Annotated in this window: 19 protein-coding genes; 12 read left to right on the top strand and 7 right to left on the bottom strand. The window is 68.4% G+C overall.

Annotated elements, in window-relative coordinates:
• The first annotated feature begins 3 nt into the window (after positions 1 to 3).
• Positions 4 to 861, top strand: a complete 858-nt coding sequence (locus ACYVG2_RS01310) for a MurR/RpiR family transcriptional regulator (protein ID WP_460779331.1) — start codon at positions 4 to 6, stop codon at positions 859 to 861.
• Positions 862 to 869: 8 nt separating this feature from the next.
• Here the strand turns inward: ACYVG2_RS01310 and ACYVG2_RS01305 are convergent, their stop codons facing one another.
• Positions 870 to 1,958: a DUF998 domain-containing protein gene (locus ACYVG2_RS01305; RefSeq protein ID WP_460779330.1), complete on the bottom strand. Its 1,089-nt coding sequence runs from the start codon at positions 1,956 to 1,958 to the stop codon at positions 870 to 872.
• 23 nt (positions 1,959 to 1,981) lie between these two features.
• Positions 1,982 to 2,491: a phosphoribosyltransferase gene (locus ACYVG2_RS01300; protein WP_448965143.1), complete on the bottom strand. Its 510-nt coding sequence runs from the start codon at positions 2,489 to 2,491 to the stop codon at positions 1,982 to 1,984.
• Positions 2,492 to 2,639: 148 nt separating this feature from the next.
• Here ACYVG2_RS01300 and ACYVG2_RS01295 point away from each other — a divergent pair, with 148 nt between their 5' ends.
• Positions 2,640 to 4,376 carry a thiamine pyrophosphate-binding protein gene (locus tag ACYVG2_RS01295; RefSeq protein ID WP_460779329.1) on the top strand — a complete coding sequence of 579 codons (1,737 nt, stop codon included), beginning with the start codon at positions 2,640 to 2,642 and terminating at the stop codon, positions 4,374 to 4,376.
• 18 nt (positions 4,377 to 4,394) lie between these two features.
• Here the strand turns inward: ACYVG2_RS01295 and ACYVG2_RS01290 are convergent, their stop codons facing one another.
• Together ACYVG2_RS01290 and phnF are read right to left on the bottom strand one after the other, a co-directional pair.
• Complete coding sequence (locus ACYVG2_RS01290; protein ID WP_460779328.1) at positions 4,395 to 6,158, bottom strand: Na+/H+ antiporter; 1,764 nt, start codon at positions 6,156 to 6,158, stop codon at positions 4,395 to 4,397.
• A 112-nt stretch (positions 6,159 to 6,270) separates the two neighbouring features.
• Positions 6,271 to 7,023 carry a phosphonate metabolism transcriptional regulator PhnF gene (gene phnF, locus ACYVG2_RS01285; RefSeq protein WP_460779327.1) on the bottom strand — a complete coding sequence of 251 codons (753 nt, stop codon included), beginning with the start codon at positions 7,021 to 7,023 and terminating at the stop codon, positions 6,271 to 6,273.
• A 180-nt stretch (positions 7,024 to 7,203) separates the two neighbouring features.
• On the opposite strand from phnF, the gene phnG reads away from it, so the two are divergent.
• From phnG to phnN, 9 genes are read left to right on the top strand one after another with little or no spacing between them, the layout of a single operon-like run.
• Positions 7,204 to 7,689: a phosphonate C-P lyase system protein PhnG gene (gene phnG, locus ACYVG2_RS01280; RefSeq protein ID WP_460779326.1), complete on the top strand. Its 486-nt coding sequence runs from the start codon at positions 7,204 to 7,206 to the stop codon at positions 7,687 to 7,689.
• Entirely contained in the window at positions 7,686 to 8,324 is a 639-nt protein-coding gene (gene phnH / locus ACYVG2_RS01275; protein WP_460779325.1) for a phosphonate C-P lyase system protein PhnH, read from the top strand. The genes phnG and phnH overlap by 4 nt, the downstream gene beginning before the upstream one ends.
• Positions 8,324 to 9,442, top strand: a complete 1,119-nt coding sequence (locus tag ACYVG2_RS01270) for a carbon-phosphorus lyase complex subunit (protein WP_460779324.1) — start codon at positions 8,324 to 8,326, stop codon at positions 9,440 to 9,442. The genes phnH and ACYVG2_RS01270 overlap by 1 nt, the downstream gene beginning before the upstream one ends.
• Complete coding sequence (locus ACYVG2_RS01265; RefSeq protein ID WP_206476820.1) at positions 9,439 to 10,335, top strand: alpha-D-ribose 1-methylphosphonate 5-phosphate C-P-lyase PhnJ; 897 nt, start codon at positions 9,439 to 9,441, stop codon at positions 10,333 to 10,335. The genes ACYVG2_RS01270 and ACYVG2_RS01265 overlap by 4 nt, the downstream gene beginning before the upstream one ends.
• Complete coding sequence (phnK, locus tag ACYVG2_RS01260) at positions 10,332 to 11,144, top strand: phosphonate C-P lyase system protein PhnK (protein WP_460779322.1); 813 nt, start codon at positions 10,332 to 10,334, stop codon at positions 11,142 to 11,144. The genes ACYVG2_RS01265 and phnK overlap by 4 nt, the downstream gene beginning before the upstream one ends.
• Positions 11,141 to 11,893: a phosphonate C-P lyase system protein PhnL gene (phnL, locus tag ACYVG2_RS01255; protein WP_460779321.1), complete on the top strand. Its 753-nt coding sequence runs from the start codon at positions 11,141 to 11,143 to the stop codon at positions 11,891 to 11,893. Before phnK ends, phnL begins: the two co-directional genes overlap by 4 nt.
• On the top strand, positions 11,890 to 12,570 hold the full coding sequence (locus ACYVG2_RS01250) for a DUF1045 domain-containing protein (protein ID WP_460779320.1): 681 nt from the start codon (positions 11,890 to 11,892) through the stop codon (positions 12,568 to 12,570). Before phnL ends, ACYVG2_RS01250 begins: the two co-directional genes overlap by 4 nt.
• Positions 12,570 to 13,748 carry an alpha-D-ribose 1-methylphosphonate 5-triphosphate diphosphatase gene (locus ACYVG2_RS01245; RefSeq protein WP_460779319.1) on the top strand — a complete coding sequence of 393 codons (1,179 nt, stop codon included), beginning with the start codon at positions 12,570 to 12,572 and terminating at the stop codon, positions 13,746 to 13,748. The genes ACYVG2_RS01250 and ACYVG2_RS01245 overlap by 1 nt, the downstream gene beginning before the upstream one ends.
• Positions 13,745 to 14,302: a phosphonate metabolism protein/1,5-bisphosphokinase (PRPP-forming) PhnN gene (gene phnN, locus ACYVG2_RS01240; RefSeq protein ID WP_460779318.1), complete on the top strand. Its 558-nt coding sequence runs from the start codon at positions 13,745 to 13,747 to the stop codon at positions 14,300 to 14,302. Before ACYVG2_RS01245 ends, phnN begins: the two co-directional genes overlap by 4 nt.
• Positions 14,303 to 14,335: 33 nt before the next feature.
• Here phnN and ACYVG2_RS01235 read toward each other — a convergent pair whose 3' ends face one another.
• Positions 14,336 to 14,707, bottom strand: a complete 372-nt coding sequence (locus tag ACYVG2_RS01235; RefSeq protein ID WP_206476826.1) for a VOC family protein — start codon at positions 14,705 to 14,707, stop codon at positions 14,336 to 14,338.
• Positions 14,708 to 14,804: 97 nt separating this feature from the next.
• On the opposite strand from ACYVG2_RS01235, the gene ACYVG2_RS01230 reads away from it, so the two are divergent.
• Positions 14,805 to 16,019 carry a hypothetical protein gene (locus tag ACYVG2_RS01230; protein WP_460779317.1) on the top strand — a complete coding sequence of 405 codons (1,215 nt, stop codon included), beginning with the start codon at positions 14,805 to 14,807 and terminating at the stop codon, positions 16,017 to 16,019.
• Positions 16,020 to 16,046: 27 nt separating this feature from the next.
• Here ACYVG2_RS01230 and ACYVG2_RS01225 read toward each other — a convergent pair whose 3' ends face one another.
• Both ACYVG2_RS01225 and ACYVG2_RS01220 read right to left on the bottom strand, forming a co-directional pair.
• The gene (locus tag ACYVG2_RS01225; RefSeq protein ID WP_460779316.1) at positions 16,047 to 16,679 is read right to left on the bottom strand and encodes a response regulator; all 633 of its coding nucleotides are present in this window, start codon (positions 16,677 to 16,679) and stop codon (positions 16,047 to 16,049) included.
• On the bottom strand, positions 16,658 to 17,830 hold the full coding sequence (locus ACYVG2_RS01220; RefSeq protein ID WP_460779315.1) for a sensor histidine kinase: 1,173 nt from the start codon (positions 17,828 to 17,830) through the stop codon (positions 16,658 to 16,660). The genes ACYVG2_RS01225 and ACYVG2_RS01220 overlap by 22 nt, the downstream gene beginning before the upstream one ends.
• Positions 17,831 to 17,836 lie beyond the last annotated feature (6 nt).

Raw genomic sequence — 17,836 nt, 5'->3', positions numbered from 1 at the left:
CGGATGAGCATCCAATCGACGATCGAAGCATCCACCTCGACCCTTCCGCCCTCTCTGGCCCGCATCGCGGGAGCCGTGAGGGAGAATCCGTCGATCGTGATCGACATGACGATCAACGAGCTCGCGACCGCCTGCAGCACCTCCGTCGCCTCCGTGGTGCGCTTCTGCCGCGCGATCGGTTTCAGCGGTTATGCCCCGTTGCGCATGGCGCTCGCCACCGAACTCGGCAAGGAAGCGGCGCAGTTCTCGGCGAAGGGAGCCTACGGTTCGGAGATCTCCGACCACGACTCCCTCCGTGAGGCCGTCTCGAAGCTCGCGGCGCTGGAAATGCTCGCCATCGAGGAGACCGTGGCGCGACTCGACTTCGAGGTGCTGGCAGCGGCGATCACCGAAATCGACCGCGCCGAGCGCATCCTTCTCTACGGCATCGGCGCAAGCAGGATCGTCGCCGAAGACCTCGCGCACAAACTGCTGCGCGTCGGCCGCAACGCGCGCCTGCTCACTGACCCGCACGAAGCGATCACCGCGACCGTGCTGCACGCGGGTCCGACCGTCGCGGTCGGGTTCTCACACTCCGGCGTCACGCCCGAGACCGTGCGTTTCCTCCGCAGCGCCGGCAGCAATGGCGCCGCGACGATCGGGGTGACCTCGGTGAAGGGCTCGCCTCTCGCCGACGCGGCGGATCATGCGCTCTTCACCGAGGTGCGCGAGTCGACATTCCGCGCCGGCGCGATGGTCAGTCGCATCGCTCAGCTCGCGCTGGTCGACTGCCTCTTCATGGGCGTCGCCAAGCGCCGCTTCGCCGAGACGGTGGACGCTCTCACGCGCACCCGCGACGCCACCCGCGCCCTGCGGGACTGAGTCCTCGCTCACGCATCACCGGGCTCGGCGATCGCCGTCGACACCTCCTCGGCAGCCCGGAGGAAGACGATGATCCAGCTGAAGATCAGCACGGCGGCGATCAGCTCGACGGCGGTCAGGTTGTAGTAACCCGTCGCGAAGAACACGGCCAGCAGCACGATCACGGCGACGTAGGCGTATCCGAGCGCGATGAAGACCTTGGAGATCCTCGGCAGCATCCAGGGCAGACCGATCACGACGACGGCGAAGGCCACGGCCATCCCTGTCGCGACGGTGTTGTGCACCACGAAGAACGCATCGACGGGGAAGATGCCGACGCAGGTGAGGAAGACGCCGATCAGGATCATCCCGATGCGCACGAGTCGTCGGCCTCTGGCATCCCTCGGCGCGTCGACGGGGAGTCCGGCCGTCGAGTAGCGCGCGATCGTGGTCACGATGATGCCGGCGACGATCAGCGTGCCGTTGAAGATCCAGGACGAGTCGTTGCTCGCCATGCCGAGGGCGGAGAGATTGTCCTGCCACCAGTGGGCATCGGTCGCGGTCAGCATGCTGGCGAATGCACCGACCACGAGGAAGACCGCGAGGACGAGGGACAGCGACATCGGCGTGAGCGAGACAGCGCTGAGGAAGCACACGTATGCCGTCAGGGCGAAGGCGACGGCAACGAGCACAGCGCCGGGGAAGGCGAAGACAGGGGCGTCGGTGAAGCTGCGGGCCAGGAGCAGCGCGATCCCCGCCCAGCCGAGGAGCGCAGTGACGGCATACGCGAGCGCGATGGCGGCGATGTCGTACCAGCGCAGTCGGTCATCGCGCATCGCGAGCCCGTCGCTGTGGATGACACGGCGTCCCGGGCGGACACCGAGCCGCCCCAGCAGCGCCGACAGCACCGCGACGACCGCGCCGCCGATCGACGCGTACGTGCCGATCGAACGATCACCGACGATCGACAGCTCATGCCCCCAGAACACGAACACGGACACGACGAACCCGATGGCGAAGAACACCGCTCCCACGAGCAGAGCGGCCGTCTCGAGCGAGACCGCCCCCTGCGGCGGGCGCAACAGCGTCCGCCAGGAGAACTGTTCGGACGTGTTCACAGCAGGATCGGACTCTCGATCGGTCACGCCGTGGGCGCGAGACCCAGGTCTTCTTCGCGGACCGTGCCCTGGAACGACCACGGGAAGTTGATCCACAGATCGGTGTCCTTCCACGCGTAGTCGGGCTGGATGATCGTCGACGGCTTGGTGTAGATCGTCACGGATCGCACCTCTGCGCCCTTCGCCTGCAGCAGTTCCACGGCCAGTGCCAGCGTGCGCCCTGAGTCCGCCACGTCATCGACCAGCAGTACACGGCGCCCGTCGAGATACGCCATGTCCAGTTCGGGCGGCAGCACCTCCGGTGCATCCAGGACCGTGCCGATGCCGGTGTAGAACTCCACGTTGATCGCTCCGCAGTTCTTCGCGCCCAGCCCGTACGCGATCGCTCCTGCGGGCAGTAGCCCACCGCGGGCGATCGCGACCACGACCTCCGGCTCGAATCCGCTGGCGACGATGCTGCGCGCGAGGTCTCGCGTCGCTGCTCCGAAGCCGTCCCAGGTGAGTGTCTCGCGTTCGATCGCAGCATCCGTCATGCGTCTATTCTGCCGTTAGAATCGTCGATGTCCGGATTCCCTGGAAAGGGGCGCCGGTGCCCGAAAAAGGGGCACGAAGCATTCGCCGCGATGTCGCGCGAAGCGAGACACACACGGAATCGATCCGTCGTCTCGAAAGGCATTCCCCATGCCCACTGTCTCCGCTCACGTCGCCCTCACTCTCGCTCAGCACATCGACGCCGTCTTCGGTGTGATGGGCAACGGCAACGCCCATTTCCTCGACGCGCTCGAGCGCCAGACGCCGGTGAAGTTCACCGCCGTGCGCCACGAGCAGGGCGCGGTCGTCGCCGCCGATGCCCATCACCGCGCGTCCGGGAGGATCGCCGCCGCCACCACCACCTACGGCGCCGGGTTCACGAACACCCTGACCGCGCTCGCGGAGGCGGTGCAGGCGCACGTGCCGCTCGTGCTCGTGGTGGGCGACGAGCCCACCTCCGGCCCACGCCCCTGGGATGTCGACCAGATCGCGCTCGCTTCGGCAGTGGGCGCACGGACGTACACGGTCGGACGAGCGGATGCCGCGGCGACGACGATCATCGCGATCGAGCACGCACTGACCTATCGCGTGCCTGTCGTGCTCGCGATCCCCTACGACGTCGCCGCGCTCGAAGCCGGACCGGTACCTCCTGCACCGGCGCCGCGCATCCCGACACCGCTCTCGCCCAAGGGAGAGTTCGCCGACGGGATGCTGGATGACATCGCCGCCGCGCTGCGCGATGCCGAGAGGCCGTTCCTGCTCGCCGGCCGAGGAGCCTGGCTGGCTGGCGCCTCTGCCGCGCTGGGAGATCTCGCCGATGCGACCGGGGCGCTCACGGCATCCACCGCGCTCGGGCGCGGCGTCTTCCCCGCAGCGGAGTACGACCTCGGCGTCACGGGCGGGTTCGGCGCCGAGGGCGCGATGCGGCTCGTCCGCCAGGCCGATGTCGCCGTCGTCTTCGGCGCCTCACTGAATCAGTTCACGATGCGCTTCGGCGAACTGTTCGCGCCGGGTACGCGAGTGTTCCAGATCGATGTCTCCCCGACAGCGACGCATCCGCACGTGGGCGGGTTCCTGCGCGGCGATGCACGGATCGTCGCCGAGCAGCTCGTGGCCCGGCTTCAGGACGGGCACCTCGGTGCACGCGTTCTTCGGAGAAGTGCACGTACTTCGGAGGAATCCGACGAAAACGTCCGAGCGAAGAGCACTTCTCCGAACGAAGTGCCCGGATCGTGGCGGGAATCCGTCGACATCGACGCTGCCCGCGCATACGAGCGCGGTGATGATCTCGCCGCCGACGGCAGGCTCGACCCTCGCTCGGCGGCCCGGCGGATCGCAGAGCTCCTGCCGGAGGACAGGATCGTGGTCTCCGACGGCGGGCACTTCATCGGCTGGGCGAACATGTACTGGCCGGTGTCGGCGCCGGATCGGATGATGATGGTCGGCACGGCGTTCCAAGCCATCGGCCAGGGCTGGCCGAGCGTCGTCGGCGCGGCCAGGGCACGGCCGGACTCGACGATCGTGCTCACCTCGGGCGACGGCGGGGGGCTCATGGCGATCGCCGATCTCGAATCGGCAGTCCGCGCTGCCGGCGGTCGCGGCTGCGCAGTGATCTGGAATGACGCCGCCTACGGTGCCGAGGTCCACCTCTACGGTCTGAAGGGTCTCGCCGAGGAGCCCATGCGCATCCCCGAGGTCGACTTCGCGGCCTTCGCCGGGGCGGTCGGCGCCGAAGGCGTCGCGGTGCGCACGCTCGAAGACCTCGATCGGCTCCGCACCTGGACCGCGGAAGACCCGTCGACCCGCCGGTTCCTGCTGCTCGATCTGCGCATCTCGGGCGATGTGGTCGCGCCGTATCAGCAGGAGATCATCCGCGTGAACTCCTGATCGGCAGCGCGGGCGCTGTCAGTCGATCTGCTCGATCCCCTGCATCCGCACCTGCTCGAGATCGAGTCGCGCGGAGATGCTGCGCACGACGAGATCATCGACGGTGCCAGCGCGCCGCAGACCGTGCAGCACCTCGCGCTTGTGCTCGAGCACCGCGAGCTTGAGCCGGGCGTACTCCTCGTGCCGGATGAGCGGCGAGCGCTGCAGGACGTCGACGTCGGCCGACGTGGCCACCATCTGCAGCGTCGTGCCGTCCGTGATCTCATCCGACGCGCTGACGCCGACCGGGTCGGGATCCAGGTCCGCGATCGCGCCGCCCGCCAGCGGATCCGGCTCATCCAGCAGATCCTCCATCGCACCGACCTCGGCGTCGATCAGTGCGCGCTCCCTCGCCATCGCTCGAGCATTGGCGAGCTCGAGCATCTCGTAGCCGTCGCGGCGCACCCGATCGCGCACCTCGTCGCTGATGCCGTGCTCTGAGGCGAGCGCATCCAGCGCCGCCATCGCCGCCCCGGAGATCGCACGCTCTGCGAGTTCGAACTCCTCATCGGCCGCGTTGTCATCAGGGAACCCCGCCCACCTCACGACAGCGGGCAACAACGGACCCTGCACGAGCAGGCTGAGCAGGATCACCCCTGCCGTCACGAAGATGATGTCGTCCCGACCGGCGAGCGCCGTTCCGTCCGGAGCGGTCAGAGGCACCGACAGCGCGATCGCGAGCGACACGGCCCCTCGCATGCCCGCGACAGTGCTGACGATCTGCGCCCGAGTCCTCAATCCCCGCGGATGCACGGCGACCCGGGCTCCGCCGAGCCGCTGGAAGGGCACTGACAGCAATTGGAAGCCGAAGCGCACCAGCAGCAGCGTCACCCAGACGGCGATCGTCGTCAGCACGAGCCACCCGATCATCTGCAGGGAGGTCTGATGCACGACCCACTGCACTTCGAGTCCGATCAGCACGAAGAGGGCGCCGTTGAGCAGGAAGACTCCGAACGGCCATACCGCCTCGGACTGCCGGCGCGACGCGGCCGTCGTGATCCGCGGTCCGAGGTATGCCGCGATGAGACCTGCGACGACCACTGCCAGCACGCCGGACGCGTGGATCATCTCGGCGAGCAGGAAGGCGACGAAGGGCAGGAGCAGCAGCGTCACGTTGATCGTGATCGTCGTCCTGACCCGTCGCAGCACCAACCACCCCGCGGCGGCGACGAGGGCGCCCACGGCAATGCCTCCGAGATACGAGACGACGACCGTCCAGGTGACGGAGAGGGGCGTCACGTCGCCGCCCACCGCGAGTGAGACGGCGATCGCATAGAGCACGAGAGCCGTGCCGTCATTGGTGAGGCTCTCGGCCTTCAGCTTCATGAACGCCCGCTGCGGCAGCAGTCGACCGAGGGCGGCGACCGCGGTGGCATCGGGCGGAGCGACAGCCGCGCCGAGGATGAGCGCGATCTCCCACGGCATCCCGAACAGCACGGCCACGCCGGCCACAGCGAAGGCCGAGGCGACGACCAGCAGGGTGCTCATCGGGAGGATGTAGCGGAAGTCACGGCGGATCGAGCGCAGCGATGTCGTCAGGCTCTCCCAGTAGAGCATCACCGGCAGGAAGAGCAGCAGCACCGTCTCCGGCGGCAACTGCACCTCGCGCAGCGCGGGCACGAACCCGAGCAGCAGGCCGAAGACGACCAGCACCAACGGCAGCGCCAGACGCACCCGCGGCGCCAGCATCGTCCCGATCAGGATCGTGAGCCCGAGCAGGACCGTGATCTCGAGACCTTCCATGCGACCACCCATCTGCATCGCGGGCTGATCCGCGAACGTGCTCAGGACACAGCATCCATTGTGCTCTCGCTATTCCCTCCGCGACAGGCCGGGCCGATGCGGGTGCAGCCTCTCACTCCGGATGCGGGGGCTCGATGTCCAGGCGCACGCGCTGTGCGGCGAAGCGCGTCACCAGGTGCTGCAGGGGGGTGCCGTCGGGAAGGGTGTCGAGCGCCTCGGCGACGAGCACGATCGCTCCTGGACGGATCTCGAGCATCTCCGTCTCCTGCGCTGTCGCGTGGCGCGCGCCGACCACGGTGGACGCGCGTACGTAGTCGTCGACGCCCTGCGCGGCGAGGGCCGCTGTGAACGACCCGGTGCGCCGGAATGCTCCTGCGATGTCCGGCAACCGTTCGGCGGCGAACCAGTGCGTGCCGATGGAGATCGGATGGCCGCCGACCGACCGCGTGCTCTCGATCCTGACCGCCTCCCCGCCGGGTATGCCCAGCCGGAGCGCGATGTCCGCCGGCGCGGGTTCAGTCGCGCTGTCGAGCACGCGGCTCTTCGTCCGAGTGCTCTCCTCCTCACCGAGGCTGCGCATCATCCGGGTGCGCAGGCCGATCCGGTGCACGAGCACCGACTCACCCGTGACGAACGTGCCGCTCCCCCGTCGCGATTCGATGAGCCCGTCGTGCGCGAGCGCGGCGATGGCCTGGCGTGCCGTGTGACGATTCACGCCGTACCGCTCCGCGATCGCGTTCTCGGTCGGCAGCCGGTCCCCCGGCCGCAGACGCCGCTCGGAGATCTCGCCGCGCAGTTCTTCGGTGATGAGCCTCCACGCGGAATAGCCGCTGTTCGAGCGCGGGGCCGCGTCGGGGTTCGTCATCGCACTCCTGCCCTCCGGACCCTGCGGCCGTGACCGATTCACCTGTTGTTCATCGTCTGGTGCGCCGAAGTTGTCCCCGTGCGCTTTCCTTCTCGACCATACCGGCCTACTGTCGAGTTGTATAGATACGTAGATAACTTTACGCAGCAAGAAGGAGTCGGACGTGAAGGACATCGCATCGTGACAGCGGACACGAACGGGGCGCACGAGACCTCGGTCGACGAACGTCGACGCGCCGCCCGCGCGCTGTCACAGGCGTCACTCGATGAACTCAGCGCGCTGTGGGCTCAGTGGTCGCAGCGGCCGGACGTCACCTACCTGCGAGGACCGGAAGCCGGGCTCGTCATGGTGCAGGGGCGCATCGGCGGTACCGGCGACCGGTTCAATCTGGGCGAGGCTACCGTGGCCAGGGCGACAGTGATGCTTCATGGACCGGGCGTCGACGGCGTGAGCGGCACGTCGTATGTGCTCGGCAGCCACCCCGAGCACGCGGGACTCGCCGCCGTGTTCGATGCCCTGCTGAGCGCTCCCGCGCAGCGCGAACGCGTCCTGGCCGAGGTGATCGAACCTCTCGAACGCGCCCAGAGCACGCGGGATGCCGAAGCCGGAGCGGACGCGCGGAGCACCGTGGTCGACTTCTTCACCGTCGCAAGGGAGCACGAATGAGCATGCTGACCGCCCGGAACCACACTCCCGGGTTCGCCCATCCCGTGCGAGACGCGCAGCGCGTGTTCCGTGCGGTGATGGAAGCCCTCGCACGGCCCACCATGCCCCAGCGCATCGATCCCGTGGTCGCACCGCCGGAGCCGCTGGGCGCTGCACTCGGCGCGGTGATCCTGACTCTGTGCGACGAGCAGACCCCCGTGTGGCTCGACTCCGCACTGCGCAGCGCACCCGAGGTCGAGGCCTGGATCGTGTTCCACACCGGTGCACGCATCGTCGACGCCCCGGCAGACGCATCGTTCGCGATCGCCTCCTCACCGGAGACCGCGCCCGCGCTGTCGGCGTTGTCGCGCGGAACCGACGAAGAACCGCATGAATCGGCGACGCTCTTGATCGATGCGCGCGCGTGCGCGGGCACCGACGGCCTTACCGCCAGCGGTCCCGGCATCCGCGAAGCCCGCACATGGGACGGCGCCGGACTCCCCGTCGGATTCCTTCCGCAGTGGCAGGAGAATCGCGCGCTGTACCCGCGGGGCGTCGACCTCATCCTCGCCCACGAGCAGACGGTGTGCGGGCTGCCCAGAACGACGGCGCTCACGGGCGCCCTGCCGCACGATCTCGAAAGAAGGAGCGCCTGATGTACGTCGCCGTCAAGGGAGGCGAGAAGGCGATCGCCAACGCGCACGCGCTGCTCGCGAAACGCGGTCGTGGCGAGACGGATGCCGCCCGCATCGATCACACGCAGATGCGCGATCAGATGGGCGTGCTCGTCGCACGCGTGATGACGGAGGGGTCGCTCTACGACCCCGACCTCGCGTCGAAGGCACTGCTGCAGGCCCAGGGCGACGTGCTCGAAGCCGTCACGCTGCTGCGCTCGTACCGCACCACACTGCCCCGGTTCGGCCACACGGTCGCGATCGACACCGCCGGATTGCCGTCGGAGCGGCGCGTGTCGGCCACCTTCAAGGATCTGCCCGGCGGTCAACAGCTCGGCGCGACGTTCGACTACACGCACCGGCTGCTCGTCGACGAGCTGGAGACGCCCGACCTGCCCGCCTCGGATCCCGTCGAGGAGCAGTCCATGCCGAGAGTCACCGACCTGCTCGGAATAGACGCCCTGATCGAACCGGATCGTCCGGCCGAGGGATGGACGGACCCGGACCCCGCGGATCTCACGAGGCAGCCGACCGTGTATCCCATGACCAGGGCGGCGCGGCTGCAGGCGCTCAGCCGTGGCGACGAGGGGTTCCTGCTGTCGCTGGGATACTCGACGCAGCGCGGGTTCGGCAACAACCATCCCTTCGTCGGAGAGGTGCGCGTCGGACAGGTCGAGGTCGAGCTCGAGATCCCTGAACTCGGTCATGCGGTGCCGATCGGACGGATCGAGGTGACCGAGTGCCAGATGGTGAACCAGTTCGTGGGCAGTGCCGAGCAGGCACCGCAGTTCACCCGCGGGTACGGCCTCACGTTCGGTCGCGCCGAGCGCAAGGCCATGTCGATGTCGCTCGTGGACCGTGCATTGCGCCGCGAGGAATTCGACGAACGCGTCGTGTCGCCGGCACAGGACGAGGAGTTCGTGATCTCGCACGCCGACAACGTGCAGGCCACCGGGTTCGTCGAGCATCTCAAACTGCCGCACTACGTCGACTTCCAGGCGGAACTCGGGCTGATACGCCGACTCCGCGCCGAGTTCGACGCACGCCACGCTGAGGACGCGCATCCTGATGACGCTGCAGAGCAGGGAGTCAGATCATGAGCCTCTCCACCTCACCGCGCATCGTCTACAACGAGGGCTACCTCGATGAGCAGACCAAACGCGTCGTGCGCAGAGCGCTGCTCAAGGGCATCGCGATCCCGGGCTTCCAAGTGCCGTTCGCATCGCGCGAAGTGCCGATGCCCCGAGGCTGGGGCACCGGCGGCGTGCAGGTGACCGCGTCGATCATCGGAGACGAGGACACTCTGAAAGTGATCGACCAGGGCGCCGACGACACCACGAATGCCGTGTCGATCCGGCAGTTCTTCGAACGCGTCGCGGGAACGGCCAGCACGACCCGCACGGACGAGGCCACCATCATCCAGACCAGGCACCGGATCCCGGAGACGCCCCTGGCCGAGCAGCAGATCATCGTCTACCAGGTGCCGATCCCCGAGCCGCTGCGCTTCCTGGAGCCCAGGGAGACCGAGACCCGGCGCATGCATGCGCTCGAGGAGTACGGTCTGATGTACGTCAAGCTCTACGAGGACATCGCCAGGTACGGGCACATCGCGAAGACGTACGACTATCCGGTGCTCGTGCACGGCCGCTACGTGATGGCCCCGTCGCCCACGCCGAGCTTCGACAACCCGAAGATGCATCAGAACCCCGCACTGCAACTGTTCGGCGCGGGGCGCGAGAAGCGCATCTACGCCGTCCCTCCCTACACCGACGTCGTGAGCCTCGGCTTCGACGACTTCCCGTTCGAGCCGCAGACCTTCGAGCAGGCGTGCGAGATCTGCGGCTCGCGCGGGGTGTACCTCGACGAGGTCATCACCGACGACAGCGGCGGGGCGATGTTCGTCTGCTCCGACACCGACCACTGCGAGCGCACGGCCGCCGCCGCGCGGCTCGACCAGGACGCTGAACGCCACGACACGGAGATGAACGCATGATCGACGAGACTCCCCTGCTCAGCGTGGATGCCGCCGGGCATCGCTATGGGGATCGCTTCGGCTGCCGGGACGTGAGCTTCGACCTGTGGCCGGGTGAGGTGCTCGCCGTCGTCGGCGAATCGGGCTCGGGCAAGTCGACGCTGCTCGGGATGCTGTCGCAGCGGCTCTCCGCGGATGAGGGCCGGATCAGCTACCTGACGACTTCCGAGAACGGGCCGGAGGGCGCACGGGGCGCCGGCCACGCGCTGCTCGATCTCGCGACGCTCAGCGAACGGGAGGTGCGCCGACTGTGGCGCACCGAATGGGGGTTCGTGCACCAGAACGCCGCCGACGGACTGAGGATGCACGTCAGCGCCGGAGGCAACGTCGGCGAGCCGCTGATGGCCAACGGCTGGCGGCACTACGGCAGCATCCGAGCCGAGGCGGAGGCCTGGCTGGGGCGTGTGGAGATCCCCGCCGAGCGCATCGACGATTCGCCTTCGACCTTCTCGGGGGGAATGCGGCAACGCGTGCAGATCGCCCGGAATCTCGTGTTCGGACCGCGTCTCGTCTTCATGGATGAGCCCACCAGCGGTCTGGATGTCTCTGTCCAGGCGCGTCTGCTCGATCTGATCCGCTCGCTCGTGACCGAACTCGGTCTGGCCGTCGTGATCGTCACGCACGATCTCGCGGTCGCACGTCTGATCTCGCACCGGACCCTCGTCATGAAGGACGGCGCCGTGGTCGAGTCGGGCCTCACCGATCGGGTGCTCGATGACCCGCAGGCCGCGTACACCCAACTGCTCGTCTCCTCGATCCTCCAGGGATGAACCTCATGATCCACAACGAATCGCCCGATCTGCCGACGGATGCCGTGCTCTCCGTGATCGACGTCGCGAAGACCTTCACCCTTCACCTGCAGGAGTCCCAGCGGCTCCCGGTGCTGCGCGAGCTGACCTTCGACGTGGCACGAGGGACGTGCGTCGTGCTCGGCGGCGAATCGGGCGCTGGCAAGAGCACCGTGATGAAGATGATCTACGGCAGCTACGGCACCGACTCGGGGCGCATCCTGCTGAGTCATCACGGTGAGGTCCTTGACCTCGCCGCCGCACAACCGCGGCAGGTTCTCGCGGCGCGGCGCGACACCGTGGGCTACGTCAGCCAGTTCCTCCGCGCCGTTCCTCGCGTTCCCGCGCTGGACGTCGTCGCCGAGCCGCTCGTCGAGCGCGGTGTCGACCGCCCGGAGGCCCGTGATCGTGCGGGCGCCCTCCTGGCCCGGCTGAGCATTCCCGAACGGCTGTGGAAGCTGCCTCCCGCGACGTTCTCCGGCGGCGAGCAGCAGCGCGTGAACGTCGCGCGCGGCTTCATCATCGATCGTCCCCTGCTGCTGCTCGACGAGCCGACCGCATCGCTCGACGCCCGCAATCGCGCGGTCGTGATCGACCTGATCCGCGAGAGCCTCGGCAGAGGGTCCGGCATGCTGGCGATCTTCCATGACGCGGACGTGCGCGAGGCCGTGGCCGATGCCGCGGTCGATGTACAGGCGTTCACGCCGGCACGAGAGGAGGTCGCCGCGTGACGAGGTACGCCGTGTACGCCGTTCCTGGAGCGCATGACGCTGATGCGGATGCCGCCCGCCGTCTGCGGGACGCAGCCGAGGCCTGGCTCGCCCGTGGGGACGTGCGAGACCTCACATCGGATGCGCGGCGCTACGGGTTCCATGCCACTCTCAAGGCGCCGATGCGCCTGGCGGACGGGCGCACCGAGGCGGAGCTGCGTGCTGCGGCCGACGCGTTCGCGGCTGAGCACGGACCGCTGAGCATCCGCGCACCGCGCGTGACCGCGATCGACGCGTTCCGTGCGCTGGTTCCGGCACCAGGACAGCAGTCCGCGCTTGCGGACCTCGCCGCCGAGTGCGTGCAGGCGTTCGACGAGTTCCGTGCGCCGCTCAGCCCGGAGGATGTCCGTCGGCGCCGACCAGAGCGGCTCACGCCCCGGCAGCGCGAGCTCTTCGAACGCTGGGGCTACCCGTATGTGCTCGACGAGTTCCGATTCCACCTGACGCTGACGGATGCCGTGCCCGTCGAGCGCAGCGCAGGGGTGGACGCCGCACTCGACGAGCACTTCGCTCCGGTGACCGGCGTCGACGTACCGCTCACGGCGATCGCGATCTGCGTCGAACCCGCTCCGGGCGCCGCATTCGAGCTCTTTTCCGTCCATCCGTTCGCCCTCCCAACCCCACAGGAGCCCACCTGATGTCATACACGTTGACCAACGCGCGCATCGTGCTCGAGAACGAGATCGTGCACGGATCCGTGCGCGTCGCGGATGGGCGCATCACCGAGGTCTCGGCGGTCGCGCACCCTTCGGCCGACGGCACCGTTCACGAGGACCTGGGCGAGGACTACCTGCTGCCGGGTCTCGTGGAATTGCACACCGACCAGGTCGAAGGCCACCTCCAGCCCCGGCCCCAGCGGTTCTGGGACCCCATCCCCGCGGTGATCGCCCACGACGCGCAGATGGCCGCATCAGGCATGACCACGGTGCTCGATGCGCTGCGGATCGGAAGCGGTCCCGGGGAGAACCGTCTGGCGGGCAGGGCGCGCGTGCTCATGGATGCCGTGGTGCACGCGGCCGAGGCGGGACTGCTGCGTGCGGATCACCATGTGCACCTGCGCTGCGAGGTCGCGACGCCGGATGTCGTCGAGGTCTTCGACGACATCGGAGGGCACGAGCGCGTGCGGCTGATCTCTCTGATGGATCACACCCCTGGTCAGCGCCAGTACGCCGATGTCGAGGCGTTCCGCACCTACATGGTCGGCAAGCACAGTTTCACGAACGAGCAGTTCGACCAGCACGTGGAGGCTCTGCACCAGTACTCGTCGCAGTTCTCCGCGGACAATCGACGACTGATGGTCGAGCGCGCCACCGCGCGCGGCATCACGATAGCCGCGCACGATGACGCCACCCAGGCGCACATCGACGAGTCGGCCGCGGCGGGCGTGCGGATCTCGGAGTTCCCCACGACGATCGAAGCCGCTCGTGCGGCACGTGCCGCCGGTCAACTCGTCGTGATGGGAGCCCCGAACATCATCCGCGGAGGTTCTCACTCCGGCAATGTCGCCGCGACCGAACTTCTCCGCCTCGGGCTGCTGGACGTGCTCTCCAGCGACTACGTTCCCTCGAGCCTGCTGAACGCTGTCTTCCATCTGTTCCACAGCGGAGACGTGACGCTTCCGCAGGGTGTCGCACTGGTGAGCGCCAACCCCGCCCGCGCGGCAGGCTTCGACGATCGCGGCGTCATCGCGGCCGGTACGCGCGCCGATCTCGTGCGCGTGCACGCGTACGCCGGCGCTTCCGCGGAGCAGCATCCGCTCGGTTCGGTCCTCCCTATCGTGCGCGGTGTCTGGCGCGAAGGGACCAGGGTCGCATGAGCGGAGTGTTCGTCGCGATCGTCGGACCGAGCGGAGCCGGCAAGGACACCGTCATCGAGCATGCGAGGGCCGCGCTGGCCGACTGCGACGACATCGTCTTCCCCCGCCGCCTCATCACGCGCCCCACAGGCGACGGCGAGGACTGCATCTCGGTCACGGACGACGGGTTCGCGCATGCCGAGGATCGCGGCGAGCTCGCCCTGACCTGGCGAGCGCATGGTCTCGCGTACGGCGTCCCCGCGTCGGCGCGGACGACGGTCGCCGCCGGGGGCGTGGTCGTGGCCAACGTCTCACGCGGCGTGGTCGCGCAGCTGCCGGCACTGTTCGGAGAAGCGCGGGTGGTGCGCATCACCGTGTCGGACGAGATCCGCCTGGCGCGCATCATCGCCCGCGGCCGGGAGACCCGCGAGGCGGCCGCGGCGCGCGTCTCCCGACCGGACCCGGCGCCCGAGCACGCTGTCGACCTCGAGATCGTCAACGACGGCACACTCGACGAGGCCTGCGAACGCCTCGTCGAGTTCCTCCGCCACGTGCGGGAGGTCGTGCCGCGCTGACCCCGAGGGACTGTGCCGCGTCGACCTGCCGTATCAACTCCGGTCGGGAAGCTGCTGCAGGGTCCAGGTGTTGCCGTCGGGGTCGTCGAACGTCACGAACCGGCCCCACGCCTGTTCGTCGACGCCGTTCGCCTCGACACCGGCATCGCGCAGCTGTGCGAGCGCGGCATCCGCGTCAGGCACCACGACCTGGATCGTGTTCTGCTGACCCGGTTCGAGATCGAGGCCGAGGCCCTCGCCGAAGGCGATCGAGCAGGCCGACCCGGGCGGAGTCATCTGCACGAACCTCAGACCTTCGTGGACGACCTGATCGTGGTCGGCGTTGAAGCCGATCTTCACATAGAAGTCCTTCGCCCGGTCGACGTCGCTGACCGGCACGTGGATGAGTTCGATCTTCCAGTCCATCACTCGCTCCTTCTGACGGGCGTCGGCGCCCGTCGACGTTCACGGTACGCGCGGTCACCGACATCGCAACAGGGCACCGGTGGCGGATACTGGTCCGATGACACGAGATCCGGAGAGCGGCCGGCTGCAGACCATCCTCGAGGCGTTCGGTGCCGGGCCGGAGGACGAGCCCGTGCTTCGCCTGACCGAGGCGTTGGGCGGCGGGCCCGTCGAAGCTCATGAACGTCGGGTCGGAGAGCCGGCAGTGCTGTCGCGGCATGTGCGCTTCTGCTCAGGCGGCGAGCTCGTGTTTCACGACGATGCGATCATCGCCGTGATCCTGCATATCGCGCCGACACCGTTCGCTCCGCGCGGACTCGACGTGGCGGATTGGATCCCGGGTGTCGACAATGACGCGACCTTCTCCGATTTCAGGAAGGTCTTCGACGTGACATGGCGTTTCGCCGCCGGCGACCGGTACTTTGTTCTCGAATCCGGGTATGTGCGACCCGAGTTCGTGAAGCACGGGGGCTATCGGGCCGGTGACCTGCAGCGCGTCGTCGTCACCGTTGACGATCCTGGGCGCACCTGCCGTCCGGCGGACGAGGACTGCCCTGTGTGTCGCGACCTGATCGTACGCCGAGGCGACGGATCCTTCGATGTGGACGGGACTGTCGACGCCCTGCGTGCAGCTGTGGGTGCCGGTGAGCTCGAGGAGCAACGAGGAGTCGTCCCACTCGCCGACCTCGACCTCCTTCATGCTTCCGCCCTGATGAAACAGGTGGAGAGCCAGGTCGCCTGCTCGGCATGCCACCGGGTCGCGTGCCTCACGCTGTATCGAGACGCCGCACCGACGTTCGCGTACTACCCCTTCGACACCGCGATGAGGCGTCCGCTCGAGGCGATTCCCCCCATCGGGGAGTGGGGCGATGCCGCTCGCATTGCAGAGGCGCAGGGCGCGATGCGATATGTCGATCACGAGCCGGGCTCATGGTTCCTGGTCGAGCAGAAGGGCGAGCTGTACCTCGAGTCGCGGTACACGATCAATACGATGGCGGACGACCAGTGCGTGATCCGCTTGGACGACTCGGAGCGACGGCGATATCGCGACGACGGCCATGACTACCTCACCGGTCTCGCCAGAGAAATCGACGACAGCAGCCCCCACCGGGAGGACTCCCCCTTCCACCTGAGGAATCTCCTCCGACACCCCGACGGCGCACGTGACTACTCCGAGGAGGTGCGTGCCGCGGTCGCCAACCACACCTGGCTCGCACGGCAGAAGCAGGCCGCGGCGCAGCGAATGCGGGCCGAACCCGCAGCGGACGGCTGAGCGGCCGACAGGTGGGGTCGTGCAGCGTCAGATCCAGCCCTTGTCCTGCGCGATCCGCACCGCCTGCGCACGATTCGCCGCGCCGACCTTGCCGATCGCCGACGACAGGTTGTTACGCACGGTCCCCGCCGACAGGAACACCTCGGAGGCGATCGCCGCGGCGCTGCGTCCGTCTGCGGCCAGTCTGAGCACCTGCTGCTCGCGCTCGCTGAGGGGGTTCGCGCCCTCGAAGACGCTGGCTTCGGCGAGTGCGGAGTCCACGACCCGCAATCCTGCGTGCACACGGCGCACGGCATCGGCGAGCTGTTCGGCCGGCGCATCCTTCACGACGAATCCGCTCGCTCCCGCATCCAGTGCGGCGCGCAGGTAACCGGGCCTCGCGAACGTCGTCACGATCAACACCCTGGTGGCCGCGCTCGCGGCCCGCACCGCCCGCGTCGCGGCGATTCCGTCCATCCCCGGCATCTGGATGTCCATGAGGCACACATCCGGCGCGGTGTCGGCGACCGCCCTCACCGCGTCCTCACCGTCTCCGGCGACTGCGACGACCGTCAGATCGTCCTCGAGCTCCAGCAGTGCAGTGAGGGCACCTCTCAGCATCGCCTGATCATCGACGATCACCAGTCGTATCGGGTCGGTCACCAGGTCACCTCCACGCATGTGCCGCCGCTCTCGCCCGCCCGCACCGTGAAAGCCGCGCCGCTCATCGTGGCCCGCTCGCGCATGCCCTTCACTCCGTTGCCCTCGATCCCTCCGTAGCCGCCGCCGTCGTCGATCACCGCGAGGTTGCCTGGTGCGATGCGCACCGTGACCGTGCGCGCCTCCGCGTGCCTGAGCACATTGGTCGTCGCCTCTCTCAGTATCCAGCTCGCCGTCAGCGACTGCGCGGGCGAGAGGGCGGCGGCGTCACCGTCCACGAGCATCGCGACATCGGCCGACTGCAGTGCGTCCCGGCAAGAGGCCAGCTGCTCGACGAGCGCCGCGCTGCGCACGCCCGCCACCGTGGCGCGCACACCCGCGATCGCCTCGGTCGTGAGCGACTCGATGTCGGCGAGCTCGGTCTTGGCGCGCTCCGGATCGCTGTCGATGAGCCGCCGCACGAGCTGCGCCTTCAGACTGACGACGGTGAGCGAGTGCCCCACGAGGTCGTGCACGTCGCGCGCCACCGCCTCTCGGCCCTCGCTCGTGGCGAGTTCGAGACCGAGCTGCTCGGCCTCTGCTGAGCGGATGATCAAGCTGGTCGAGACGGTGTTGACGACGCCGAGCAGCAGGACGATCGCGAAGATGGTCAGGTAGTCCATGCCCTGCGGCGCGAAGAAGAGCATCACCGCAGTGAGCGTGACGCACGCCGCCATCGTGGTCCAATGAGCGAGGCGGGTCAGGCCGTACGACGCAAAGGACATGATGAACGGCAGGAAGCCCAGCGCCGCGCCGCCCACGCTGGGGACGACCAGCGCCGCGCACACGATGAGACCTGCGAACGCCGCCCACTGGATCGGCTTCGGCGGAGTGGTCAGCCCGCCACCGCCGAAGCTCATCCCGTTCATGAAGCCCGCGACGTAGACGACGATGAACGCGCCGAGCCCCACCCAGCCGATGACGATCCACCCCTGGGCGGCATCCGAGCGCAGCAGCGCCATCAGCGGATACACCAGGAACACGAGCCAGATGACGGCCATCAACCAGCCGAACCGCTCCCACGGCGCGCCGGAACCGACGCTGCGTCGGCGGCTGCCCCGAGTGGCCCAGGCTACGGGAGCCGCACCGACGGCAGCCGCCGCCGCGGCATCCCTGGTCACGTCATCCGCCATGCTGTC

Source organism: Microbacterium shaanxiense, from assembly GCF_054779995.1.
The sequence above is the reverse complement of the archived record's forward strand: the minus strand, read 5'-3'. Positions and strand labels throughout refer to the sequence as shown.